21 protein-coding genes are annotated in these 26,955 nt (G+C 44.4%); 7 read left to right on the forward strand and 14 right to left on the reverse strand.

From position 1 onward, the window contains the following. Positions 1–85: 85 nt before the first annotated feature. The 10 genes from C7475_RS21575 to C7475_RS21620 form a co-directional block, all read right to left on the reverse strand. Complete coding sequence (locus C7475_RS21575) at positions 86–823, reverse strand: FkbM family methyltransferase (RefSeq protein ID WP_110055484.1); 738 nt, start codon at positions 821–823, stop codon at positions 86–88. Then, positions 820–1,923: a glycosyltransferase family 1 protein gene (locus tag C7475_RS21580; RefSeq protein WP_158286574.1), complete on the reverse strand. Its 1,104-nt coding sequence runs from the start codon at positions 1,921–1,923 to the stop codon at positions 820–822. The genes C7475_RS21575 and C7475_RS21580 overlap by 4 nt, the downstream gene beginning before the upstream one ends. Positions 1,924–1,927: 4 nt before the next feature. Beyond that, the gene (locus C7475_RS21585) at positions 1,928–3,367 is read right to left on the reverse strand and encodes a hypothetical protein (protein WP_110055486.1); all 1,440 of its coding nucleotides are present in this window, start codon (positions 3,365–3,367) and stop codon (positions 1,928–1,930) included. A 6-nt stretch (positions 3,368–3,373) separates the two neighbouring features. Next, positions 3,374–4,276 (reverse strand): glycosyltransferase family 2 protein, encoded by a 903-nt coding sequence (locus C7475_RS21590; protein ID WP_110055792.1) that lies wholly within the window; start codon positions 4,274–4,276, stop codon positions 3,374–3,376. 6 nt (positions 4,277–4,282) lie between these two features. Next, positions 4,283–4,924: a methyltransferase domain-containing protein gene (locus tag C7475_RS21595; protein WP_110055487.1), complete on the reverse strand. Its 642-nt coding sequence runs from the start codon at positions 4,922–4,924 to the stop codon at positions 4,283–4,285. Beyond that, a complete protein-coding gene (locus C7475_RS21600; protein ID WP_110055488.1) occupies positions 4,917–5,612 on the reverse strand; it encodes an FkbM family methyltransferase in 696 nt (231 codons plus the stop codon). The genes C7475_RS21595 and C7475_RS21600 overlap by 8 nt, the downstream gene beginning before the upstream one ends. Further along, on the reverse strand, positions 5,609–6,955 hold the full coding sequence (locus tag C7475_RS21605) for a flippase (protein ID WP_110055489.1): 1,347 nt from the start codon (positions 6,953–6,955) through the stop codon (positions 5,609–5,611). The genes C7475_RS21600 and C7475_RS21605 overlap by 4 nt, the downstream gene beginning before the upstream one ends. Further along, positions 6,948–9,311, reverse strand: a complete 2,364-nt coding sequence (locus C7475_RS21610; protein WP_158286575.1) for a polysaccharide biosynthesis tyrosine autokinase — start codon at positions 9,309–9,311, stop codon at positions 6,948–6,950. Before C7475_RS21610 ends, C7475_RS21605 begins: the two co-directional genes overlap by 8 nt. Before the next feature lie 8 nt (positions 9,312–9,319). Continuing rightward, entirely contained in the window at positions 9,320–10,084 is a 765-nt protein-coding gene (locus C7475_RS21615; RefSeq protein WP_110055491.1) for a polysaccharide biosynthesis/export family protein, read from the reverse strand. A gap of 63 nt (positions 10,085–10,147) precedes the next feature. After that, positions 10,148–11,383: an acyltransferase gene (locus C7475_RS21620; protein WP_110055492.1), complete on the reverse strand. Its 1,236-nt coding sequence runs from the start codon at positions 11,381–11,383 to the stop codon at positions 10,148–10,150. Positions 11,384–11,706: 323 nt separating this feature from the next. Between C7475_RS21620 and C7475_RS21625 the strand changes: the two genes are divergently transcribed. The 5 genes from C7475_RS21625 (at position 11,707) to C7475_RS21645 (ending at position 16,340) form a co-directional block, all read left to right on the forward strand. Continuing rightward, entirely contained in the window at positions 11,707–12,612 is a 906-nt protein-coding gene (locus C7475_RS21625) for a hypothetical protein (RefSeq protein ID WP_233259924.1), read from the forward strand. A gap of 28 nt (positions 12,613–12,640) precedes the next feature. Further along, positions 12,641–13,441 carry an FkbM family methyltransferase gene (locus tag C7475_RS21630; RefSeq protein WP_110055493.1) on the forward strand — a complete coding sequence of 267 codons (801 nt, stop codon included), beginning with the start codon at positions 12,641–12,643 and terminating at the stop codon, positions 13,439–13,441. 108 nt (positions 13,442–13,549) lie between these two features. After that, a complete protein-coding gene (locus C7475_RS21635) occupies positions 13,550–14,968 on the forward strand; it encodes an RtcB family protein (RefSeq protein WP_370445437.1) in 1,419 nt (472 codons plus the stop codon). A gap of 74 nt (positions 14,969–15,042) precedes the next feature. Further along, the gene (locus C7475_RS21640) at positions 15,043–16,008 is read left to right on the forward strand and encodes an MBL fold metallo-hydrolase (RefSeq protein ID WP_110055794.1); all 966 of its coding nucleotides are present in this window, start codon (positions 15,043–15,045) and stop codon (positions 16,006–16,008) included. Positions 16,009–16,151: 143 nt separating this feature from the next. Next, complete coding sequence (locus tag C7475_RS21645; RefSeq protein ID WP_110055495.1) at positions 16,152–16,340, forward strand: pinensin family lanthipeptide; 189 nt, start codon at positions 16,152–16,154, stop codon at positions 16,338–16,340. Between the two features lie 69 nt (positions 16,341–16,409). Here C7475_RS21645 and C7475_RS21650 read toward each other — a convergent pair whose 3' ends face one another. Genes C7475_RS21650 through C7475_RS21665 form a run of 4 tightly spaced genes read right to left on the reverse strand, consistent with a single transcriptional unit; the run spans position 16,410 to position 23,956 of the window. Next, the gene (locus C7475_RS21650) at positions 16,410–18,290 is read right to left on the reverse strand and encodes a lanthionine synthetase LanC family protein (RefSeq protein ID WP_110055496.1); all 1,881 of its coding nucleotides are present in this window, start codon (positions 18,288–18,290) and stop codon (positions 16,410–16,412) included. Beyond that, positions 18,274–19,092, reverse strand: a complete 819-nt coding sequence (locus tag C7475_RS21655; RefSeq protein ID WP_110055497.1) for a thiopeptide-type bacteriocin biosynthesis protein — start codon at positions 19,090–19,092, stop codon at positions 18,274–18,276. Before C7475_RS21655 ends, C7475_RS21650 begins: the two co-directional genes overlap by 17 nt. A 4-nt stretch (positions 19,093–19,096) precedes the next feature. Further along, positions 19,097–21,745 (reverse strand): lantibiotic dehydratase, encoded by a 2,649-nt coding sequence (locus tag C7475_RS21660; RefSeq protein ID WP_110055498.1) that lies wholly within the window; start codon positions 21,743–21,745, stop codon positions 19,097–19,099. Between the two features lie 12 nt (positions 21,746–21,757). Further along, complete coding sequence (locus C7475_RS21665; RefSeq protein WP_110055499.1) at positions 21,758–23,956, reverse strand: peptidase domain-containing ABC transporter; 2,199 nt, start codon at positions 23,954–23,956, stop codon at positions 21,758–21,760. Positions 23,957–24,139: 183 nt separating this feature from the next. On the opposite strand from C7475_RS21665, the gene C7475_RS21670 reads away from it, so the two are divergent. Continuing rightward, on the forward strand, positions 24,140–25,537 hold the full coding sequence (locus tag C7475_RS21670; RefSeq protein WP_110055500.1) for a DUF3526 domain-containing protein: 1,398 nt from the start codon (positions 24,140–24,142) through the stop codon (positions 25,535–25,537). After that, positions 25,537–26,952, forward strand: coding sequence for a DUF3526 domain-containing protein (locus tag C7475_RS21675; protein ID WP_110055501.1), 1,416 nt, complete (start codon positions 25,537–25,539; stop codon positions 26,950–26,952). Before C7475_RS21670 ends, C7475_RS21675 begins: the two co-directional genes overlap by 1 nt. The last annotated feature ends 3 nt before the right edge of the window (positions 26,953–26,955 follow it).

Consider the following 26,955-nt stretch of genomic DNA (forward strand, 5'->3'; position numbering starts at 1 on the left):
ATAATTGAGCGTGCCTTTAATGATGAGCTTTTGGGATCCTGGTAATACAATGAAATAACTTTAGTAGCGATAACTGATTTTTGGTCTATTTCTTTCTTTTATATAACAGGTCCATTTGCAGGATCTGTAATTCATCTGTCTGTAAAAAGCCTACAGGCGCTATAAATTCAAAGCCAAGCTCTTTTACATAGTTATGCATTTCATCAAACAGTGGTTCTCCGTCATACATCTGCACAAATGAAGTTTCAAACAGGAGATAATCTATTTCTTCCAGGCTATGTACCGCACCTTTGAGCACTTCCTTTTCAAATCCCTGTACGTCAAGTTTCAGTAAAACCGGATGTTTAACGGAAATGTCTGGTAGCAGATCATCCATACATTTTACAGGCACACTTATCTGATCTGCTTCTGCTGTTTGTGGAAGCAGTTGCTGTTGTAAAGAAGAAACGTGCAGTGCTGAACTGGCATGCGAATAATGATTGGCGTAAAAATCGAGCGTCCCGTTGGTACTGCCCAGTGCAAAATTGTAAGTATGTATACCTGGTATATTACGCGTGCTTTGTCGTAACAAAGCATACACTGCAGGTATGGGCTCGAAAGAGTGGATGCCAGCCCTGGGGTAAAAATGTGCTGCGGTCATGGCAAACTGTCCGCGGTTAGCACCTACATCCAAGATAGTGTTTACTTCCGGAATGTAGTGTTTACAATTGTGCAACAGCTGTGTTGAAGCAATGGACACGCCTTTTTTTAACAATGACGTCAGGCCTCTGCCGGATTGTAAGAAAACTTTAGCAGCTTCTGCTAATTTGAAGATGAGATTCATAACGAAAATTTATTGTTCCAGCAATCTTTATAAAAACGTATCGTCTCCTGTACACTTTTCTGCCAGGTGAATAACCTTGCCTGTTTAATACCATTCTGTATAACCGTTTGCCGGAATGCGTGATCTTCCAGCAGTAATATTTTTTCTGTAAATGCAGTTGCGGATATTTCAGTTGCCAGCAGGCCTGCGTTGCCGGTTACCTCGGGTATGGAAGTGGAGTTGGTAGCTACTACAGGGCATCCCGCCTTCATAGCTTCTCCGGGAGGGAATCCAAATCCTTCGTAGGCGGAGGGATAAAGAAGACACCAGGCATAATTGTAAAGTATATTCAGATCTGAAGAGTGTACATTTTCCATAATAAAATAACGCCCGGGGATCTTTTCTTCCACGAGTAGTTGCTCCTGTTTACTCCAGATGCCGCCACCGGCTATCACCAGTTTATATTGTGCAGGCAGTTGTGCAATGACATCTACTGCAATGTTGAAGTTCTTGTAGTTGTTTCGGCCCCCTACGTACAATATGTAAGGTCTGGTTGCTAAAGCTGATAGTTCTGTGGTGGATGATCTGGTTTTGTCCAGCGGAAAGAAAGTGTCTGCAATGCCATGGTGGACTACTCTCAGTTTTGAAGGATCGGTATCAGGGTAGAAGTGTAACAGTTCTTTCCTGGTGCTGTCGGAAATACAGATAATGCCATCCGCTCTTTTAATGCCATATGCTTTTTGCCTGGTGTTTGCCAGTCCGCGGGGAAAAGGAGTAGCGATCCTTCTTTCATGTGCAAAGTCATGTACCGTCATGATATTCACAATATTCTTCTGAGGAGAAACCCGCAGGTAGCCGCCGTGAAATATGGCGTTGGGAGGCAGTGTATACTGAAGGGGCAGATAGCGCAGATATTTGGATGGGATCCAGCTTTCACGGATGCAGCGATGATTGCGGTAGTCCAGTTGTTGTTCGAAGATATTCTCAGGATTAAGTTTTGCATTCAGGAAATTGACAGCCAGGCCCGCATTGCACATGCCCTGCAACAGCTCATACCAGTAAACGGACACGCCGCCCGCTCTTTGTATGGAGAAAACAATATTGTCGAGAAATATCTGCATGATCCTAGTAAGAATATTCAGGTTTATATACTGACAGCGATGGAGCTTCGTCGGGATCATAAGCGCATAACAACGCTGTAATGATCAGGAAGAGGTCTATCTGACTAAAGAAGAAACACACCCATATAAAAGCGAAATAACTGCTTTCAAAGGGGAGGATTCCAGGTTTGGTCTGCGTGAGTATGAAAAAGAAAATGAACAGTGAGAATATGCCGAATTCCGCCAGTATATAAAACCATCGCATATTGAGATTATGACCGCCTATACCATTCAATCTGTTTTCATAGTTCATCTGTCCGAAGAAATACTGTGCAGGAATAAATGTGCTGTTACCGGCGCCATAACCCGAAAGGAGCAGGTAGGGCTGATCTTTGAAGAAGTCGACCACGGGCAGCTCCATATCGCGCTGTAAAGGCATACCCAGTATCACATTATTTTTCTGCCAGATCTCATTATCATACCTGTATACGGATCGTTTGAATACAAGCTGGTACATGGTGCTATTCTGATTTTTAGCATACAGCTTTATAAAGTACTCTTTCGATTCAGCGATGATGAGGAACAACCCAATGATGATACCCAGTGTGCTGGCTATTTTTAGCCTGGTGGAAGCTATCCCGGATACCAGCATAAAAACGAGGGTGGCCGACAGCATATTGATCCAGAATGTTTGAGATACTGTCAGGATACCCATAACTATAGCAAGGGCTGCCATGCGGTATTCCTTGTCTCTCATGAACAGTGGAATGCACAGGGAAAGGAATGCGCTGAATACTTTTGGCTCTCCAAACAGCGCCTGTACACGAACACTGAATACAAATGTGGACGCCTCTATCATATACCGGCGCTGCAAACCCAGTATCTCACCGAGGGTTTCATTGCGTAGGATGATCTGGCAGAAGATCTGAAGTATCGCTATCACAAAAGAGAACTTTGCGATCTTCTTCATTACACCGGAAAAGAAGTCGAATGTTATCTGTTCCTTATCCTGCAGGATCTTGGCGCCGATAGCGAATAGTGGCAGATATGTTTTCACATAGAAATAAACCGGTCGCAAATAGAAGGCCGTTTGCTTACCGGGTGGATAATAGAAGGGGTCCTTATACAGTTGTACGATCAGGAAGATGGCAAAACTCGACAGGGCAGGAAGTATCAGCAATAGGAGATACTTCCGGTGAACATATATCTGCCCCTTTATAAGCAGGTGCAGCTGCTCAAACATAAAGGCTATGCTCACAAAGAAGGTCGCGGTAAATGTAGGTCCTACCCGCAGCATCGTGTACGCCTCTGTGGCAAACGCATACAGGATGGCCTCCAGTGCAGTGATCCGGTTTTTATAATGCAGGTGTAATAAGGCGCCGGCAATCACCAGTGGCATGGTCTCCTTGAAAACCTCCACATATATATTGCTGCTTACAAGTATGTCATAGATTGTATCTGCCATAGTAAATTATGATATGCGCTTGTACAGGTTATACAAGAGCGTATTATTCTTAATGATCTTTTTTACCATGTAGAAAAGTGGGCTGCAGTTAAATACCGTATCCATCGTATAAGCATCTGCTACTGCGTCTGCGGTTATTTCAGCGGGATGAATGAGTTGTGTAATAGTGCCATATTCCATTTTTTTGAACCATGCGGGCTCACTTTTAGTATGTGTTGCTTCTTTTCCGTAACCGATATTTCTGATGATGTTCGTGTTAGGCGTTATTGCCAGTCCTTTGTTAAAAAGTACTGACAGGAACCATTGCGTATCCCAGGTATCCATCTTCTGTTCATAAAACGCTTCAAGGTCTCTGGTAAATTCAATGGGCAGGTCTTCCGTTGATGCGCCTTTGTATCTTAGCAATGTGAAATCATACATCTCCCAGGCCCTTCTCCAGGTGGCCCATCCCCAGATGTGTGCGTAACGGGAGAAATAGTAGGAGGCATTTCCTCTTGTAATACCCGCCTGGTAATTACTGCCGCCAATGTGCATCATGCGTGTATCGTGACGGTAGCGTTCCAGTAATACTGTACAGAAATTATAGAAAGAAGGGTCGGGCATGCAGTCGTCTTCCAGTATAATACCTTCCTCTACCTGTGAGAAGAACCAGTCAATGGCCTTACTTACAGCAGTGGCACAACCAAGATTGTGTTCTCTGAATAAAGTATGCACTTCGCAGGGCCAGTCTATCTGTTTTAATACAAGCTCCCTGGTTTGACTGCATAATGCAGCTTCTCTATCTTTATGCTGACGAGGGCCATCAGCTGCAATGAACAACCGCGCAGGTTGTTGCTGCCGTATACTCTCGAGTATCCGCAACGTCTGATGGGGACGGTTAAAAATTAATAGGAGAATAGGTGTATTCAATTTCAATTATTTTATCGCTTCCAGCGCTACTGCATTCTCGAATCTCGATTCCTCTTCTACAAGCCTGAACATATCATCTTTACAGTCATTGAAGCTACAGGTCCTGACCTGGGTAAAACCTGCCTGTAGCAGTATGTTCTTCAACGATGGTGTATCCCACATGTACAGATGTTCCCTGTTGCCGAGGGTAGTCTGTAGCAATCCCTTTAACCCGCGTATCCTTTGTTTTTTTCCCAGCATGGTTTTCTCCAGGAACTTGGTGTTTGCTTCCCTGTCATTGTTGCTGAGATCCTGCACATATTCCCTTGCTGCACTTTCCAGGTCGGGCACCACACAGCGGAAACAACCGCCTGGTTTAAGTATACTATAGGTATTACGGATAGCCAGCAGGCAGTCGTCGTAAGCGAGGTGTTCAAGCACATGAGAACAGTATACACCATCACAGGAATTGGGCGCAATACCAGGGAGGTCTTTCAGGATATCTCCCAACAGTACATCTTCTGGGAATGTAACGTGCATCCTGTTCTTTAGCAGGCCGCCTATCAGCGGCAGCTGCTGTATGCGAAGGGTAGGAGAGGCATCAAAGTTTTTCCAGCCTTTAGGTGCCGAGAATGGGCCGCAACCATATTGAACATATAACTTACTCATGACGCAGGTTTTTAAAGAAGTAGGTGTAATAGGTCTTCGCAAATATGGCATAACCCGCCTCTTGCATAAATTGTCCCAGTTCGGAGTGCTGCATATCCGAAAGCAGGAAGGGATCAGACTCCACCAATATGTAGGTGGGTCTGTATTTGTTCCAGTTGTTAGAACGCAGCACATCCATGTCCAGTCCTTCCGCATCGATGGTGAGAAAGTCAATGGACCTGCCGGCTGGCAGATAGTGATCAAGGATATCAGCTAATGGCCATGTCTCGATCTTTTTTTCTTTTAGCACCTGATATTTTGGATCTTGTGTATACTCCTCCACTTTGGCATTGGAAAATGTGTTCAATGCCGGTTCATTAAAAATGTGATAGGTCAGCTGTTGTCTCACAGCCGATACACCCATTTCCAGGTTGACATCGTCTGGCCGGTACCTGTCGAATAATGCTTTGGAACCAGGCATAGGGTCTATGTTAATGCCTGTCCATTTCATTTTATAGAACAGGTATGTATTCGATACACGGAAAGGATGATGTGCTCCTACATCTACATATACGCCATTGGTCTTATTGTCGAATATCCTCTTCAGTATCAGATCTTCTCCTTCCGAGCTATACGCAGGCGCCAGATAGCGGATCTGTGGGGCAACTTTTGAGGCAAGGGTTGCTATTATTTTTTTTACACTCGTCATTTCGTCAAGTACTTTTCACGTATTACTGATAAAAAATTGTCTGTAAATAATTTCAGGGCGTCCACGATGTATTTTGTATCTGCCAGGGCCAGTGCGGGCGATATCATCCTGGGAATAAGCATCGCCAGTCTTCCGGTTTTGTCCAGTACGACCACTGTAGTGCCTACAACGATGTAGGAAACAACAGTGGCAATGGCAGCACCCACTCCTCCCATAGATGGAATGAGCAGAATGTTGATCACAATATTTACAAGCAAACCTGCGCAGCTGGAATAAAGATTTGTTTTATAAGCGCCTTCTATCAGCTGGTATTGCATCAGTGCAGTGCTTAAGAATACGGGAATATTGGCCCAGATATGAATGGATAAGATGAGCCCTGACCGCGGGAATTGATCACCGTACAACCAGTGTGCGATGCCTGCTGATGAAAAAGTCATCACTACTGCAATCGCCGTACTTACCCAAAAAGAGAGACGCAGCCATCTTTCAATTGCATACATATAGGCAGACATGTTCTCCTGTCTTTTGGATATTAAACCCGGTAATATGGCGGTAGCCAGTACAGTCGGAAGTGCATACCATAGTTCGGAGATCCTTGCTGCCGCAGCATACTCGCCCAGTTGAACCGAAGTGCTTAACGTGTCCAGCAATAACTGATCGGCCTTTACATATAGCAGTATCAACACGCCTGTGAACATCAGCGGCCAGCTATGAAGGAAAAGATATTTCATCTCCGGAAAACTGATCACTGTAAAAAGACGGTTGCCTTCTTTCAGATAAAAGACCAGTATCGTCAGATAGGTTAGCAGCAACTCGGCAAATGACAGCCATACAAAGTGAAGCAGTGTGCCGTTAAAATATACGAACATGATCTTAATAACACAGAAGGTCACAAAGAGGGTAACCTTGGGAATAATTACTTTATGTACTTCATTTTTTGCCTGGTAGAAATAATCAAATACATCGAAACTCAGCATGATGATATTCAATGCTGTGATGATGGTACAATACAGGTACGCCGGCAAATGGCGTTTGGTGGCCAGCACAATGGCGGCGCAGCAAAGGAATGCAATAATTCCTGCTGCAAAACGTATGGCCAGTGTAGACGCAATAATGCTATCCTGTCTATCAGGATTTGATACTACTTCCTTCACCACTACTTTATCAAGCCCGAGAATGGCGAGGCTTCCCACAATTGCTGTCAGGGCGATCGCATAGTTCCAGATGCCAAATGCCTCCGGGCCGATATGACGCGCTATCATAGCCATCGTGATAAGACCTATGAACAACCTGGCAAGTTTATCTACCAGCAACCAACCGCTATTTCTGAATATCTTATGCAATGCGTTGTTTCATTTTTTTAGCAAATGCTGACCACATCTTTGTCTTATGACGATTCTCAGAATACGAGTAATGATCATAGTAATAGTATGGATAGAAAGAATCCTGTTCTATACCATTGAAAATGACACCTGTTTTCCGGAAGAAACTCTCCCTGATATTCTCTGCTACAGCGGCCATTTTTGATTTTAATGTGAAGTTGTAGCGCACCATGAACAGCGTACAATCTACATATGGCGCCAGGCTCTTCGAGTCCGATACAATACCGATCGGCGCAGTGTCAATAATGATATAATCGAACCGCTGTTTCAATGTTTCCAGCAACGCTTTCATGCGACTGCTTTCAATCAATTCAACCGGGTTAGGTGGGATAGGTCCGGAGGAAATAAGATATAATCCTTCTGTACCCGGTACTTTTTTGATGATCTCATCTAATGTTTTGCTTTCTACGAGGTAGCTGGTAACACCGACCTGGTTATCCAGTCCGAGGGAGCGTGATAGCTTCGGTTTGCGCAGGTCGAGTTCCAGTAATATGGCCTTCTTATTATTAACCGTCAGCGCATTGCCCAGGTGTGCCGTCATAAAGGTCTTTCCCTCACCCGAGATGCTGGACGTGATCATGATAGTGGCCGAGCTGTTATGTTCGTTGAGCAGGAAGCGGAGGTTCGTACGCAGGTTAAAGATCTGTTCCAGCAATACAGACCTGTTATGCAGTGACATATCTCTCGTGCCTGTTTCGTCCTGGTAGATCTCTGCCATGACCGGCCTGCCAAAGGCTTGCTCTATTTCTGATTTGTCCAGTACCTTATTGTTGAGGAAATATTTGATGTAAACGTATACTGTACACAGCACAAGAGCGGCAGCAAGGAAGCCTACAAACACCAGCGTCTTCTTTGGCGATTCCGGTTTGGATGGCACGAAGGCAGGCGCCAGTACTTTATTGTCAGTTACATTGCTGGCATAAGAGATAGCTGCTTCTTCTTTCTTTTTGAGCAGATGCAGGTACAGGTTTTCTTTCACACTTTGTTGCCTTTTGATATTGATGTACTCACGTTCGTAAGCAGGGATATTGGCGATCTTGGCCTGGATCTGGTTCACTTTGGATTGCATCTGGTTCTGGGCCACACCTGCATTGCGCTTATAGCCGGAGATATAGTTTTTGATAGTCTTCCTGGCATCGTTGATCTGTGCATCCGTGTTCTGTAATATTATACTACCGGGCTGCAGTGAAAGGGAAAGCCTTTTCTTTTCCTTCAGCAACTCTTCATAACGATTGATCATTCCTGTCAGCGCCTGATCTACATTTCCCAGTACGGGCGCAAACGGATAATCAGTAGAAGGGTCATTGATATAAGATTCTACCTGGTCAAATACAGACAATTGCATGTTGGCGTCATTCAGTTTGATATCGGCTTCTTTCACTTGTTCCAGCGCCAGTTTGGAGCTGCCTTCTATATCGGTAATGCCGCGTTGTACCTTGAACCGCTCTTCCTGTTTTTCCAGGAACCCGAGTTCGTCTCTGAGAGAGTCGATACGCACAGTCAGGAACCTGATGGTTTTCAGCGCTACCCTGTTCTTATCGTCCAGGGTATATTCGTTATAAGTATCCAGTAGTGCATTCAGAAAATGTGCTGTGCGGGAGGCTATTCTATCTTCATAGGTCACCATCACAACCGTGGCGTCCCTGTTCACCAGGGCTGTGCCGATGTCGTCGATCTTTTTATAAGCCAGCTCTTCTACCGAATCTATCTGTACCCTGTAGGTATTGCTGGCCGCATCCGGTACTGTCGGGTCGAATGTAATGCTGAACCTGTCCCTGTTCACCATAAAAGGCTCACCGGAGTGGATGTTGAATGTAGCATGTTCATCATCATTGGGATCATTCACCCACTTTACCTTCAGCAGATTGTTGTCTTCCCTGACGTCGAAAATGTAATTGCCTATGTGTGTACTGTCGCCCAGAAACTTCAGTGCAAGCGGGTTCTGTTCATAGATCTCTTCATTACGGAGCGTGCCTTTCACAAAGTAGCGCACATTGAAACGATTGTCGCGGATCACCTTTTCAACGAGGATAGGGGATTTAAGTACCTCCATCTCGTTTTCAATGTTCTTCCCGCTGTTGAACAGTGAGAGCGATTTTAACAGATCAGTTTCCTCACCGTTCTTTTTTTCATCTTTCAGGTACAGTTTTGCGCTGGACATATATCTTGGCCTTGCATATTTCAGGTATGCAAAAGCACCACCAGCGGCTATAAGTAATACGATAAGGTAAAGGGGCCAGTGGAAAAACAGCTTCTTAAACAGATCTCCAAGATCTATAATGGCATTTTTATTATTTATCTCTTTATTGCGGTTCATTTGGTGTATCATTTTACGGAAACAATGACGATGGTGGTAATGAGTGACAGAATGCCGATGGCAGCAGGTAATAGCTGTACGATCTTGGATGTGTTGAATTGTTTGTTAGGGCCAGGCTTGACATATATTACATCATTATTATTGAGATAGTAGTACGGTGATGCAAGTGTTTTACCATTATTCAGATTTAGTGATGCATATGTTTTTTCTCCGTTCACTTCACGGATGATCATAATATCATCTCTGAGGGCCGTGACGTTCAGATCGCCGGCCATACTGAGGGCATCCAGGACGGAAGCTCTCTCGCCTGCTATCTGGTAAGAGCCCGGGCGTGCCACATCTCCCAGTACGGAAACCCTGAAATTGGCAATGCGGGTAGATACATAAGGATTACGGATCGTCTTGTTTAACTCCTGCGTGATGATGTCATTTATTTCTGTCGTGGTCTTATCCTTTACATATACCTTTCCGATCATCGGCAGACTTACATTACCTGCGCTGTCAACGATGTAGCCGGGGTCCATGCCATGCGTGGACATAGGTGACGAGTTGACTGCCGCCGGGTTCAGTATCAGGGAAATATCTTTGTCGATCGTTGTGATGGTGATCTGTAATATATCTCCCGGTTGCACTTTAAGCGATTGTAGCTTGTTGGCAGATTCAATTCCGTTTGCTTTTTCGAGGTCATTGAAATAGGTGATCTTTTTAGTATTGACACAGCCGGTAAGGAGACTTACCACAATGAATAACAGTAAATGGAATTTAGGTATCATATCTGATTTCGATTAATAAAACAAGGTGATAAACAGTTGCAGGTCCTATATTGGTGGCCTGTATTATGTGGTAATCTGATTATTGACAACAGTAACAAGACCCGGTGTTGGCCTTCTGAGCAGCCGCTTTCTGAACAGGTCCTGCAGGGGCAATTCGAAATAATAATGAGTAAGGATACTTAGTGGGATCAACACTGAATAGAAGATCAGTACTGTAAGCGGAGAGTGAAACACTTCCTGACTGATCCCTAATGTGTCCACGGCAATAAAGAAGAAGACCATTAACGGGAAATGAAGCAGGTATAGCGCGTAACTGGCATTTCCCAATACCAGCGCCCATTTTATTTTCAGGCCTCCTCTCGTTGTTTCCGACAATGCAAGTGTTAGAATAGTGACAGGCGAAATAATAGTTCTGAAAAAAGTATTCCTGGATAGATTAAACAAAGCGGTATCAAATGTTACATCTTTTCCTGGCAATACTTTCTTCATCAATAGCATTGAAAAATCCCTTATATACGAAAATGCATACTCTGTCAATACGACCGCCCAGAGTACAATAGCGGCAATAGTAACGATAGTGGTGACCCGGCGTACATTTTTTCTTTCAGTAAGCCAGGCATAGAGATGATAGGTAAGCCCTCCCAGAAAGAAGGAATAAATTCCCTGGCCTATCATAGAATAGAAATATTGTATAACAGCGCCCGCTACAACGATCATTATCAGCAGTCCCTTATTACGATTTAGTTTTTTCCAGCTGATGAAGAAGAACATCAGGTATAACAACAGCTCGACCGATACAGACCAGGAAGGGCCGTTAAACCCGTTCAGTGCAGGTGTCGGCTCAAATCCCCAGCTGTGTATAACAAACAGGTTCAGCACAAAGTGCCAGGTATCATTATTCTGCATAATGAAGGTATGGCCCGTTCTGCTCACCATAATGTATTGTAATACTATCAGTGACAGCAGCGTAATAAAGTGAACAGGATAAAGGCGCGTTAGCCGGTAACAGATAAAGTTGCTGAAAGGTGTTTTCCTGCCGGCTATTTTATCGGCATAGAACCAGAAGAAGATAAACCCTGATAAGAGGAAAAAGAGATCTACCGCAAAAAAAGCGTGATGGTAAAAGATGGATAGATACGAGAATAATGGCAGCCCTAACTCCTCTATGGGTTTGGTTTGTATAGTTTGATCCTTATAGAAATAGAATTGCCAGTGGCATAGGACAACAATAAGCGCAGCAAAGCCTCTTATAGCATCCAGACTAAAAAAATATCTTGGCGAAGACGTGTTAGGAGTCATGGAACGGTAATCAAGTAGAAACAATAAAACACCTTATGACAGTTGGGGCACCATCATATGCAAATAATTCTTTGCAGATTTTATTGATTAACGCATTCTCAGACTGAAGCAAATTAAAACAAAAATATCACATGCGCAAAAATGCCGGGAAAGTTATGTAAGTGTAGGTATGCCTTTGTCATATTGGGTATGCAGAAAAGAAGCGTAGGATCGCACATGTTAGAAATTATCGCAAAATGAACAATAATTATATTATTATGTATTTATGGGGGTAACATATTTTAGGAGAGCGCTCCGATTACTTAACACTTACCATGTTCCTGATGAAACGATTGAAGAAGTTGGTGAATGTATTGCACCATTTTTTGTACACCTCCCGGAAAGCCCAGCAAACAGACCTCTTATTGTTAGGTACCCTTTTGGCCAGGCAGAATAAAGCATTGCCTGTTCTTGATAATATTTCATCTGCTGAATTTAAAGTCTTCTCACAGACGGGCGACGATGGCATCATTCAATACCTTATCAATAAGGTACATATTCCGGAAACCACATTCATAGAGTTTGGTGTGGAAAACTATGTGGAGTCAAATACCCGTTTCCTCCTGAAGTATAATAACTGGTCAGGACTTGTAATTGATGGATCGCAAAAGAGCATCCGTTATATAATGTCGGATGATATTTATTATCAGCATGACTTGAAAGCAGTACAGGCGTTTATAACGGCAGAGAACATCAATGACCTGATCACTGCACAGGGCCTAAAAGGAGAAATAGGACTATTGTCTGTTGATATCGACGGTAATGACTATTGGGTATGGAAAGCAATCAACGTGGTAGAGCCGGTAATAGTAATAGCGGAATATAACAGTGTATTTGGTATTGACAGGGCGGTAACGGTGCCTTATAAACCGGATTTCGTCAGAGAGCGGGTACACTACAGCCATCTATACTTTGGGGCTTCTCTGAAGGCCCTGTGTATTTTGGCCGAAGAAAAAGGATATGCATTTGTAGGTTCTAATTCCATAGGTAATAATGCTTATTTCATAAAGAAAAACCGGCTGGGACCGTTGAAAGCGCTTACACCTGAAGAAGGATATGTTTATTCCCGTTTCCGTGAAAGCCGCGACAAAAAAGGAAACCTCAATTATCTGTCAGGATATGACAGGTATGAATGTATTAAAGGAATGCCCGTACATAATGTAATGACAGGATTACAGGAACAATTATAATCTCCACAAAAAATCAACTAACCAAACAATGAATCCAGTTACCGACACCCTGAGAAAAGTGTATATCTTTCTTTTCGCGCGGAAAGCGCTTTATCCTATTAACCTGCTCCTGTATAAATTAAGTATGAGAGGGCTGGGGATCATGAATCATGAAAACGATTATATAAGCGGAGAAGATGCCTTTGTGAAATATATGATCTCCACCGGAAGGTTCAATAAAGGTGTGATCCTCGATGTGGGCGCAAACATTGGCGGTTACTCTGTGATGTTGCGTAACAGGAAGGTGTCCCTGCCTATTTACGCGTTCGAGCCACATCCTGTGGCTTACAATAAACTGGAAGAGGCGGCATCCATGCATCATTTCATTCCGGTACAAAAGGGAGCAGGAGAGACTGCGCTGACGACATTTATTTACGACTACATCGAGAATAAAGGCTCAGAGCATGCCAGTATGTACAAGGAAGTAATTGCCGATTTCCGTAAGAGCGAAGTAGAAGAGATTGCTATTGACCTGACCACTATCGATGAGTTTATAGAAGATAATGGAATCAGGGAGATCGCGTTACTAAAGGTTGATACGGAGGGAAATGAATTGAACGTATTGAAAGGCGCGCGACAGGCAATTGCAAAAGGCATGATAAAAGTAGTCCAGGTAGAGTTCAATGAAATGAACGTTATTTCGCGCACCTTCTTCAAAGACATAATAGACATATTGCCCGGGTATGACTTCTACCGTATGCTGCCCGACGGACTGATCGCATTGGGAGAATACAATGTTGCGGCTTTTGAGATCTTCGCCTTTCAAAATATTGTGGCTATAAGACGATGAAAATGAGCCTATTCTAAAAAAAGATATTAAACAGATCAAAGTGCGCAAAAAAGCTGCGCATACCTTATTGAATATTGCATTATTATTATAACGAAATAAGAAATGCATATGAACAATATTAAGGGCAATGATCTGTTAGCTATCGGTTATCAACAGGGTAAGATACTCGGCCTGGCGCTGGAAGTACTGGAAAAACATTACCAGGAGTCTGAGCGTGAAACCCTGCTGTCCCTTATGAAAGATGTGTTACAACAGCCGGAAGCTTTTCTTGACCATGAGATCCTGGAAGATCTTGCCACAAAGATGATTGAAGAAGCGAAGGAGATACAAAGCGCAATTATACTGAACGATACCGCCGGAGAATTCTCGGTGTATGGTGCTGATCATATTGATGCGGGCGCAATACGGCAGATGGATACGGCAATGAAGCTGCCGGTTACGGTAGGAGGTGCTTTAATGCCGGATGCCCACCAGGGTTACGGTTTGCCTATAGGTGGAGTGCTGGCTACTAAGAATGCGGTGATCCCTTACGGTGTTGGTGTGGATATCGGTTGTCGTATGGCCTTGTCCATCTTTGATATTTCTGAGCAACACTTTATTGAAAACCAGGATATATATATGCGGGAACTGATAGAGCATACCCGGTTTGGCGCAGGTCATGGTTACCAGGGAAAACACCGTACAGAACACGCCGTACTGGACCGGGCAGAGTTCAATATGACCCAGTTCATAAAACAGCTGAAAGATAAAGCATATTCCCAGTTAGGTACTTCCGGTGGAGGGAACCACTTTGTGGAATGGGGTATTATTGAATTTGCTGAAGATGATCAACCGCTGAATATCCCTAAAGGGAAATATCTTGCCCTGTTGTCCCACTCCGGTTCCAGGGGGATGGGCGCTACCATTGCTGGTTACTATACCCGTTTGGCAAAAGAACTGTGTAAGCTGCCAAAAGAAGCCGCTAACCTGGCCTATCTGGATATGAACAGCGAAGCTGGTCAGGAATATTGGCTGGCGATGAACCTGGCCGGTGACTACGCCTCTGCCTGTCATGAAGTGATCCATCATAAACTGGCGAATGCTATAGGAGGTAAACTGTTGGCTAAAGTGGAAAACCATCACAATTTTGCATGGAAAGAGACCTGGAACGGGGAAGAAGTGATCGTGCATAGAAAAGGTGCTACGCCAGCAGGTAAAGGCGTAATGGGGATCATTCCGGGTTCTATGACCGCTCCGGGATTCCTGGTAAGAGGAAAAGGAGAGGAGCATGCGATCAATTCCGCTTCTCATGGAGCAGGCCGTCAGATGAGCCGTACCGCCGCTATACAGAATATTACTTCCCTGGAAATGAAGGCCATATTAAAAGCCAATGATGTAACGCTGATCGGGGCCGGATTGGATGAAGCGCCTATGGCCTATAAGGATATCAACATCGTGATGGATGCGCAGAAGGACCTGGTAGATGTTGTTGCAAAATTCTCTCCGAGAATAGTGAGAATGGCCGACGATGGGAGCAAAGAAGACTAGTTACGGTTGTGCCTGTTCGACCCAGCATGAGTTTTGAGATGTTATAACCAGTGTTCATGTTAATTCAGAAAAATATGAAAAAACAACAAGCGCTGGTTAAAATTAAAGCATGCTCAACGCATGAGTGGTTCTATGTAGCTCCCGGTGTATGGGGGTTGCGGGACAAGATCGTTAACGTATACTTCATCCATGACGCCACGACCAATCACTGGGTACTGCTGGATGCCGGTTTGTCTACGTCTGCAGCCAGGATCAAAAGAGTGGCAAAGGAGTTGTTCTGGCCCCAGGCCACGCCTTCGGCCATTATCCTTACACATGGGCATTTCGATCATACAGGCTCGGTAAAACAACTGGCCGATGAATGGGATGTCCCAATATATGCACACTACCTGGAAGCACCTTATCTGACAGGGCGTTCTTCCTATCCGCCGCCCGATCCTTCTGCCGGTGGCGGATTGTTTACTTATCTCTCCTTTCTGTTCCCCAGAGGCCCCATTGACCTCGGCGGACGATTACTATTACTGCCGGAACAGGGGAATATACCCGGCCTGAAAGAGTGGAGATATTTCCATACACCTGGCCATGCTCCGGGACATATAAGCCTGTTCCGTGAACAGGATAATGTGTTACTGGCAGGTGATGCTTTTGTGACTACACAGCAGGAATCGTTATTTTCTGTATTGAAACAAAAGAAGGTCCTTTCAGGTCCTCCGCGATACTTTACTTACGACTGGGATGCCGCAGAAAGATCAGTGCAAACGCTGGCCTCTTTACAGCCATCTATCGTAGCTACAGGACATGGTATGCCGATGGAAGGAGAAGCGCTCAAAGCATTGCAGGAACTGGCGGATAACTTCAAAGAAAAAGCAGTACCTGCGAATGGCCGTTACTCGAACGATCCCGCTGTTGCAGGCATCAGCGGTGTTGAATATGTCCCTGCTGTCAGTGCAACGAAGACATTGCTGAAAGCCGTTGCAGTCCTCGCATTTGTAGGTATCGGTATATTACTGGCTGGTGAAGTGAAAAAGAAGTACACCTGAAATCAGTAAAAATGCTGTCATACTAAAAATAAATATGGAGTAATTTTTGAAACAATGATGCATTTTATCTATCTTTAATTGATTGCAATCGGGGAGAAGCCGAAACCCTCAGAATAGTAGGCATAACAATTAAAGACTATTTTATGAAAGAAAATCAGTTCAGACTTACCCTGGACGATCTCCGGATCGAAAGCTTCGTAACAAGTATTGACAGCGAAATGAACAGCCGCCTTGCAGGTGGTATTGCTGGTCACGATGCTACAGACTCGCACCCTACTCATACTGAATTAACAGATGATGAAGGTCATGAATGCGAAACCGTGATCTGCTAATGCAGGACGTTTGTTCGTAAGAACATACAACCGGCCGGGATGGTGTCACAGTTATCCCGGCTTTTTTTATTATGCTGCTGTAAGCAACCCGTATTGCAGTAAAAGCCTGACCTGTCCGAGAATGGCGATAACTATTTGCTGTTGCTGGTCCGTTGACTGACCGGGGAAATGATGTGCAGTGATGTTGTTGACGACATCGTTTATTGTCTTAGCCTGTTGTAGCTGTGAAAGTATCAGGCCTGGTAAACGGTTCACGGAAAGAATGGAAACACCTTGTTCCTGGCAGTACATAACTTTATATCCCGCTTGTGCGCTATGTATTTTAACATGTGAACAGAGCACCAGCTTTTTATTTAACAGGGTATTATCGTCGTACGCTATTATTTTCCGGCAGATGCTCTGTAACTGTTGTCCCTTCTTTCTGTAACACAGCATGCCTTTATGCATTTTCCACAGTGTTGTCATCCCCCTTTCAAACTCGAAAATTTCTGACAGTTCGATCTGTGGATCATTACAGATCTGTCTCAAGAGGTATTGCTCAAGTTCCTGTATGTTCTGTACCCTCTTCCAACATATTATATCTGGTTGTTGTAATGACAAGGTCTGTTTAAAATGAGCTCCCAGTATATTTGCTTTTACCTCTGCTATATTGTACAATATAAGACTTCCATGATCTGTTACATCGCCAGGTATCTGTGGATGGAGGACAGTATTACCCCTGTAGGGAAGGAGGAACTGAAGATAGAGGTATCCTATTCCTGCCAGGCCCGATAACAAGGCCGGATCATCGTGTGTTGCTGCCGAATAAGTGTTGTAAGTACCATGCCGCCGGAAGAAATGTAGTGCATTCTGTGCATACATTACAGCCTTTGTATACAGTGATGCATCAACCAATACATCCGATGCTTTCAGCAGTAACAGGATATGACCGCCGTAGCCGCTGCAAAGTGTATAATTATTCCTGGAGGGTGCTGAGATGTCCCGCAATGTTCGCTGTATACCCAGATTAGCCTGTTCTGCATACCTGGTATTTCCTGTAATATGATATGCATGCAGTCTTGACAACGTTGCGCCTGTAGCTCCATGTGCCCATGAACAGGCATCACTCATCCGTGGTTTGAATGATAGCAAGTCCCAGTCAATGATTTCTCCGGGCGGTATCCTGAGACTATTCAACCGCAGGTCCATCCAGTTGTTTTTCTCTGCGTCATAATATTGCATTTCATATGCTAGCGCCTGTTCGCCCAACCAGCATAGCGTTTCATCTTTGAAATATCTTCCCGTTTCGAGCAGCGCATATGCTATGCCTGCCGCGCCATGGGAAAACCCCGTCAGGCTATCATAAGCAAATTTTTCGTTATCCCATTTCAATCCGGTATCTGAGATCCTCGCGTGATTGATCAGTATATCACAGATGTCCTTTATGATATTCACCAGTGACATCTCTCCGCTATGCGCATACAGATAACTGATCGCAAGTAAATTACCTGCATGCCCGCTTAACAGATCATCTTTTACAACACCGTTACTGAATCCATTTTTCAGATGTATGGCCAATTGAATACCTTGTTCAATATACCTGTAAATGCCTGTCGCTTCATACATGCGGATACATAAATAGATCAGTCCTGTTGCGCCTGTATAAAAAGTATAGTACGCAGGAACTGTAGTATAGGTTTTCCTGAGTAAACGGTCCAGTACATTGTTGCAGCAATCAATATAACGGCTGTCGGGCTGATAGCGGTACAGGTCCAGAAAGAATAAAAGAGTACCGGCACTGCCGTTAAAAATATCGGTAGTTTCTGGCAGGTAGGTAACCACGCCATCTTCTGATACCCGTTTACGCTGCCAGTAACTGCCATCTTCGTCTTGCTGTAATGATGTCAGTAGGGTATCTGCTATCCGGTATATTTCATGCTCAAACAAAACTTGTTCAGTTAGTCTGTTCATATATATGTTCCATACACTTCATGGTGAAGAATGTTATATAAGCTTCGTCTGCATTCTGGATGCCAAGTCTGTTGTGCTGCATATGCAGGAGGCTGCACATAATAGCCCGCATTTTCTGCGTATCATTGATCAGCCGTTGATAATATCCGAATAACGGAATATGCCTGTCAGCATAAGTTTGTAATATCGACTGTTCCTGTTGTAAGGTTGTCCAGAAGTTGACTGATAGTGGCAGAAGAAGTGGTGCGTATTGTTCAAATTTCTTTTCCATTAATAACAGGAAATATTTCTCCTGTCCGGGAATATCAGATCGCCCATTGTATAATCTGGGTAGCCAGGACCTGATAAACTGAGAGCAAATGTTTATTGTTTCATTTGGTGTAGACTGTAATGCGTACAGCAACGCCATATTCATCTGTATAGCTTGCACAAATATTTTTGAGTTATCCCAATCCGGGCGACTGAACAGCGATAATGTATGCTCAGAGCACAGGAAGAACTGCTGTTCTGCCAGCACAATTGCAGATGGTCCACCATATCTTTCTGTCTCCGGTATGTATGGGGTATACTGTACCGGAGTATACCTGCCGAGCATTTTCCGCATCATATTTTCGTCTTCCTCGCGGATCTTTACCCGTAGGCGTATATGCGGACCGCCCTCCCCGTAACGGATAAAAAAGTACGGCGCTGATGTTTGCAGATGCCCGTCTGCTCCTTGCAGAAAAGGAACGATCTGTTCACACAATATTTTGTTTAGCCCCTTATTGGAAAACAGATATGCAGAAAGCCATTTCGTTTGCATCACTTTAGTATTTATACCAATGAATGAGGTGTTCTGTTACAGGTGTATCTTGCAGGTGTGATACATGAGGCAGCATTTCTTCTACATAAATATATTGGCCGGCCCTGCTTAACAGCTTCTTAAACAAGTTCACCATTACCGGTTGTATAAAACTAATGTACTGCGGTTTGTAATCATCTTTGGCCATATTTGACTTCTCTTCTTTTGTAGCAGGTATAGCATAAGATTTAAGGAATAAGAACACACGATCAGGTATCCCGCTTTCAGCGTGCCACTTATTAAGTCGTAGGTAATAGGCGGCATCTGTTTCATTACTTTCCTGTTGTGGTATAGAGTGGGCTTTAATTACCCAAGCCTTCCGGCGTAATATAATATGCTTCTCAAATGTGATCCTGGGCTTGCAAATGATGTCCGCTTCCGTGATGTTGAACGCTGCTGCATATTTCTCATCGGTCACTTCAATAAGTTTACGGAGCGGTATCCGCTGTTCAGGATTGAAATGTGCCAGGAGCTGATAGAAGTTGGACCGGTTAAAAAATGATTGAAGGGAAAGATCATATGCAAAGATCTCTCTGCCATCAGGAACATAGACCAGCGATAAAAGTGATGTCGCGGGATTATATCTTACCGCTACATTTTCTACGCCTGTTTGTTGATGAACACTGTAATTACTGTGGCTACCAGGTATTCGGATAGCCTGGGATAATAATGGCGGATGTATATTGGCATTGAAGCTTGAGCCATCACTTAACTCCAGTTGCATCTTATCAGGATATAGGTTACCGTTCCATTCCCTGAAGCTGGCTGTGACCGCAGGATCAAAAAGGTCCAGGAATCGGCCGGCTACTTTACCCATCCCTGGTAACAAGTTATTGATAACGCCATACAATTCCTCTCCCTGGCGGAATAGCTGGACAAACATTCCTCTCGCTGTGGTTGTACTTACGGGAGATATATTGAAGTCGGGATTTGTCAGACGAATAACATCACCGGCATCGTTGATATCATTCAGTTGCAGTAATTGCCTCAACTTTGTGGTGATAGTATCTTCCTGTACTGAGACGTGTGATCTTGACATCTCCTTCTGTACTTTTTTTTCCAGCTGATAATATTTGTAGTAGAATTCTGTAACGGAAATCTGTTGATCGGCATCAAAATGCCGGAGAAAGAAATCACGCATTCTTATCCGTTCTGACTGCATGGTATCCAGTGATTCCAACAATGTACAAAGCCGGTCTGCCTTCTCTGCCAGTGTATGCATTTCTGCTGAAGGGTAGGTGCTCATAGAAGACGTATAGGTGTCCTCATAAAAAATACCGGATGAAGGGAACTGCTGTAGCATGAAACGCGTTACATTGAATCCTTCTTTTTGCGTACGTGCTTCCTGTTGCACCTGATGTGCCAGATCGTCACCGGTCGTAGTCGGACCGGATAGTCCCGCTTCTTCCTGTAGCTGGACGAGCGTCTTCTCCAGTGCAGCAGCAGCTGCCTGTATTATCTTCCCTCTGGCGGCTGCAGTCGCTGTAGCATAGGCTTGCCGTTGGTCACGTAATAGCTGTAACAGGCGTAAGAGTGGGTTTATTGCGGCTACGCTTTTTTCGTTATCCTGCAGGTAGGTGATCAGTGCCTGGTCCCAATCCGGATCTATGCCTGAACAACCAACACCGGTTTCTATATATCCGTTCGCCACCAGCTGCAATAAGTATGACTTCACCTGAGACCTGTCTGCGTCAGGCACGTAGGCTGACAGTGTATCTGTGAGCGTACCAAGTGTTACCGGTCTTTCCTGTGAAGAGAGAAAAGAAAACAACCAGCTGGTGATATCACTGGTGGGCATTTTCTGGAAGGATTCTATATTCCTGTAGCTTGCCAGGAATTGAAGATAAGCCCCTTTGTCTTGTATCGTTGGATTAAGCCGTATTTCCAGTATCTCATTTAATGCAGGATGATGTACCATCAGTAGCCTCAGATAGTCAAACAACTTATTGTTTAGCCGTATGCCAGCGTGTATGGAATCAGACAATGTAAGGGAGGATCGGATTTCACCGTCTTCAGGAACAGCTATGCCGGTATGCGTAAATGTACTGAACGGAGAAGTTTTATAGGCCATCCTTGTCAGGTATTTCAGCAGGCTGTATTCTGTTTTCAATTCCTTGTGACGAAATCTACTTGGGTCCCTTGAGATGAATGACGGTAATTGTGTATATAATGTATGACTGGATAACAGGATGCCTTTACATAACAGTTCCTGTTCTGCATATGTTTTTAACGCCTGTCTGTGCCTGATCATCTCATCCTGGAATATCTGCTGCCATTGATCGCCGATATCATGGAATGCGGACAGCACCTGCATATGAAGCGAGATGGCTTTTTCCAATCCTACATCACCAGCTGGGATATTAAGCAGCTTATCATTGAATACAGCTCGTTTGATATTGAGTAGCTGCTGTCGTTTTTTGTCATCAGTGGCTTGTTGTATCTGCTTGAAAAGCTCCTCACATAAAAGTGTTTTGCTTTCTTCCTTCCTTGCATGTAAAATGCGCAGGTTAGATAAGACTAACTGCATGTTGTCGGACGGATCGAATACATTCATCTCCTGCTGGTGCAAAGAAGTGTAGCGTACAAATGCGTAAGGGAATACCTGTAAAGTCATGATCGTGGTTATTTACTGGCCCAGTTCCAGCTGGTTTTTAATAAGATGATAATAAGCTCCTTTACTGCGTATCAGTTCCTCGTGTGTACCGCATTCCACGATACAACCTTGTTCCATAACAACTATCTGGTGTGCATGCCTGACAGTACTGAGCCTGTGTGCCACTATGACGACTGTTTTACCAGGAAAGAAGTGTTCGAGGCTGTTTACGATAGCGCGTTCATTATGTGCATCCAGGGAGTTGGTGGCCTCATCCAGGAATATATAGGCTGGATTCCGGTAGATCATTCTCGCGATCAGTAATCTTTGTTGCTGTCCCTGGCTGAGACCATATCCGTCTCTGCCAACGATGGTATCATAACCGAATGGCATGGCCGTAAAAAACTCATGTATGTTTGCCATTTTACAGGCTGCATATAGTCTTTCTGTGTTCCTGTCTGCAGCACCACAATAGATGTTATTGGCAATGGTATCCATGAAAACATAGCCGTCCTGCATCACCACGCCACATTGCTTGCGCCATGATCTTGCATTCACAGAAGAAAGTGTTTGGTCGCCGATCATGATCTGCCCTTTCACCGGTGCATAGAATTTCAGTAGCAGTTTGAGTAAGGTCGTCTTACCACTGCCACTCATACCTACAATAGCCGTTATCTTTCCAGCGGGAATAGTAATATGAATATCATTCAGTACAATAGGAGAGTGTTGATGGCCATATTGGAAGCGTACATTTTTTAATACGATATCCTGACCATTGGCTGCGGTCAGTGGCAGGACTGCCTGCTCATGCTGATCTTCATCAGGTTGATGTTGCACCTCTGCCATCCGTTGCATGCTGAAAAGAGTATTTTGTGAAGACCGGATGAAGTCTGCCAGTTGAAGTACCGGTGTGTTTAATTGCCCGCAGATATAGGTTATGGCTAACATCGTGCCCAGGGATAGTTCCCCTTTAATAACCAGTATTGCTGCAAGCGATGTGATCAACACGTTCTTGACCTCATTAATGAACAGCCCAGTGCCCTGCATAAACTGGTCCATGCGCAGGCTGTCCAGTTTCAGATCAAATGATCTTTCCTGTATCTGCTGCCATTGCGTGCTTTTGATGTCTTCACTGCCGGTGAGTTTGATTTCCTGCATGGCCCCGAAGATCTCCAGCAGTATTTGCTGATTGGCCGCCAGGGCTTTGAACTTCTGCTGGTCCAGCATCTTTCTTTTTTCCTGGAATGAGTTTGCCCAGATGATGGACGATATTGCTCCTGCGAGGAAGAGCAAAAAGATCAGCAGGTGGTAATAAAGCAATACGCTTCCCAGCACAAGTGTGGTGATGGTAGCCATCACGAACGTAACAAACACAGATGTCATAAAGTCTTCCACCCGCTGATTGTCAGCAATGCGTTGCATATTGTCCCCTGCATGACGATTATCAAAAAATGGAAGTGGCAATCGCATTAGCTTCAGAATGAAAGAGCGCAGCATTTGAATACTGATACGTGTGCCGAGTTTGTACAGTAGCCGTGCACGAATGAAATCCATTCCCATGCGACCCAGGAACAACATTAATTGCCCAATACATATCAATAGTAAGAGCGGAATGTCATGTGAATTGATCCCCTTGTCTACAACTGCTTTTGTCAGTATTGGCACAAGTAGAGAGCATCCCGCTGCAAGCAGCAACGTGCCAAACACAGGGAGTAACTGTTTTCTATGAGCTTGCAGATAAGGATATAAAGTCTTTAATGAAACAACCGGTTCAGTGATACTTTCCTGCGCATAGAAATCGGCTGTAGGTTCGAGGAACAGCGCTCTGCCTGTGCCGCTGCCCGCGTCCTTCTGCCAGGCATCCATGAACTGATCTTTGGTATACATGATAGTGCGGCCTAAAGCAGGATCTGCTACATAGGCATGTGTAGCTGTGATATCGTGCAACACAACGAAATGTTGTTTCTCCCAATGCAATACACAGGGGAGAGGCGCTTTTTGTGAGAGTACCGTGAACGGCAGTTCCGCGCTGAATGTTTTAAAACCCAGTTGTTCCCCCGCGGCAATAAGATCGGATATCGTCACGCCTTGTCGTGTGCTCTTAGTCAATTCCCGCAAGTGTTGCAAGGGGAACCGGCGACCATAATGCATTGCCACCATCTTCAGGCAGGTGGGACCACAGTCCATTACATCAGATTGTTTATAGAGTGGGAATTTTTTCGTCTTGAACATGCTGTCGGGTTTTCAGACCAAATATAAATAAATGTAACATTGTTGCAAATAATAAAATCTACCCTTATCTTTACATCCGTGAAATAATACACATACTATCGAAACTGATGTAACAACGTCATACTGTACCGCGTGAGGCCTCGCCCCCGGTAACAGGACCTCTATTGCTATAATTAAGCCTTTATGCTAAGAACTGTAATCGTCAAAGAATTGCGGATGTACTCCCGCATGCCTGCTATTTACGTTGTATGGCTGATCCTTTGTATACTGCTGTGTGCAGCATTGGTCACGGCACAGCGTTCGCAGAATATGTTACTGCAGGAGCAACAGGAGGCGTCCGATACTTTCAGGCATCAGTGGGAAACACTACACGTAGATAATGCACATGGCGCTGCGCATTATGGTACTTACGTTTTCAGTAAGCCTTCCCTCTTATATTCATTTGATAAAGGCATCACAGATTTCACTGGTAATGTATACCGTATAGAAGCGCATAAGCAGCATGGTTTTCTTGCTCCTCCGGTACCTGCGTCCGGCAGCTATGTACGTTTCGGCAGTCTGACAGTGGCCACTGTATTACAGTTATTCCTGCCGCTGTTCCTGATCTTTCTGTGCTTTGATATGTATACTAAAGAGAGAGAAGCCGGCACATTGCAACTCCTGCAACTGCAGGGTGCAGGAAATAGTTTACTGCTCACTGGAAAGATAATGACAGCACTTTTATTAACCGGTTTACTGCTTGTCACAGCATGGCTGGTGCTCATACCACTGCTGATAATACAGCAGGATACGTATCGGGTAAGTTATGATCGCCTTGCAGGAATATTGTTCGCGTATTTCATATATGCTGCTTTCTTTGCCTTATTGAGTGTGATGATCTCTTTCATGGTAAAACGATCTGGTACTGCCTTGCTGATCCTGTTGGGTGTATGGCTGGCGACCGTCATCTTACTGCCAAGAATGCTATCGGTCATATCAGAAGGAAGAACACCTTTACCTTCTCATTTCTCGGTACAAAAGAAAATGTCCGATGCAGAGAAATTTGGTCTGGATGGCAAGTCGCCCAGAACTGTGCGTCAGCAAAGATTCAACGACTCGCTGCTAAAGAAGTACCGGGTGGATAGTCTTTCACGTCTGCCCGTTAATGCAGCGGCGTTATGGATGCAGGCTACTGAAGACTACAATGAACGTATCTATGAAACTTACATGGGAGCTGTGGATAGTCTGATACAAGCGCAAAATAGCTATGACGCCTATGCGAGATGGATAGATCCATTCATGGCATTGCGGGAAATCTCTATGGGATTATGCGGTACCGATCTTACTGCTGTTACACATTTTCAACGTGCAGCCCGGAATTACCGGAACGATTTTATCCGCCAGTTGAATAACAAACTTGAGCAGGGAGGAAAAGCAGGTCCGGAATTTTACAGGCAGATGAAGCCATTTTCTTATATACAACCACCGGTACAAGAGGTTTATAAACGACTGATGCCCGCTTATCTGGCATTGATCGCATGGTTGTGTATGCCGCTTGCCGGACTACTTTTTTTCAACAGACGTAAAACAATATTCTACTGATGTCCCGCTTCATTACTATCCTCCGATTTGAATGGAAATGGTTACTACGTTACCGTTTGTTTTTTCCCGTGGTATTGTTGTTGACGGTCACCGGCATTGCCGCGCTCTATTATGGACATACAGTAGTACAGGAGCGAAAGAATACACTGGAAGATATCTACACGAACGATACACATCGTTTTGATAGTCTCGTAAATAGATTCGCCACGGCGGATACGGCTACAGCTGAAGGGAAAAGTATTTACAGGCAGTTGTCCCATCCTGCGGTAGTGCAGTTCCAGTTGAAGCCTGCTGCGGTATTGCCACCTGCTCCACTTGCCATGTTGTCGCTGGGGATGAGTGATGTTGCCGGTTACTACCATCGCCTGGAAGTGAACTGGAGTTACCTGCATAGTGAGGAGAAGATCAATAATCCTCTGAAGTTGCTGACGGGCAATATCGACTTGTCCTTTTTACTGGTTTACATCTTTCCGTTGTTGTTAATAGGAGTAAGTTATAACATCGTGTCGAGAGAAGAGGAACACGGAACATTTTCCTTACTGTTAATGCAGGGTGCAAAACCGCTAGTCCTTTTACTTGCCAGAATGCTGATCAGATGGATGTTGTTCTTTCTGCTTTTTATGCTGCTGGCAAGTGCAGTCCCTATTATACAAGGTGGTGGATGGTACGAATTATTGCCCTGGGGTGTTGTTACTGCCGCCTATATATTTTTCTGGTGTATGCTGATATGTTTAATCGCAGCCTTCAGAAAATCTTCCGGCTTTAATATCGCTGCTATGATCACTGCATGGATCCTGTTATTGATCCTGTTACCTGCATTCTTCCGGCTGAAGGCGGACGACAGGAAAGTGACCACTCAGACCGCTACCATTGCTGCAGAACAGCGTGAACAGGAATGGGCATTATGGGATATGCCCAGGAAAGCACTTTTGGATAGCTTTTACGCCCATTATCCCCGTTACCGGGATGCAGGAGCCTATGATACAAGTGCTGCCAGTTCACGTCGTTTAATGGCCTATTATGATATGGTAACGCGAAAGATGGACCGCTTTGTAGCAAAGGATGAATCTATCCGAAAACAACAACACGAAGAAATGGTAACAGGGTACTACTATTGTCCGGCAGTCTATACTCAGTCGCTTCTCAACCAGGTGGCCCATACAGATGTAGCAGACTATAGTCATTATGAGAACGAAATAAAAGACTTTCACCAGGAATGGAAATCCTATTTCTTTCCTTTCTTTTTCAGCCACAAAGTGTTTGCTCCGGCAGATTACGCCAGTATACCCGTTTTTCATCATACATCATTATCTATTTATAGCAGCATATTGCGGGGCACATTTTATTTACTGTCCCTGTCCGTTATACTGGGTGTTGCTGCCCTTTACCTGTTGAACAAACATGATCACCATTAAAAT

It is taken from the genome of Chitinophaga sp. S165, from assembly GCF_003182155.1.
GTDB lineage: Bacteria > Bacteroidota > Bacteroidia > Chitinophagales > Chitinophagaceae > Chitinophaga.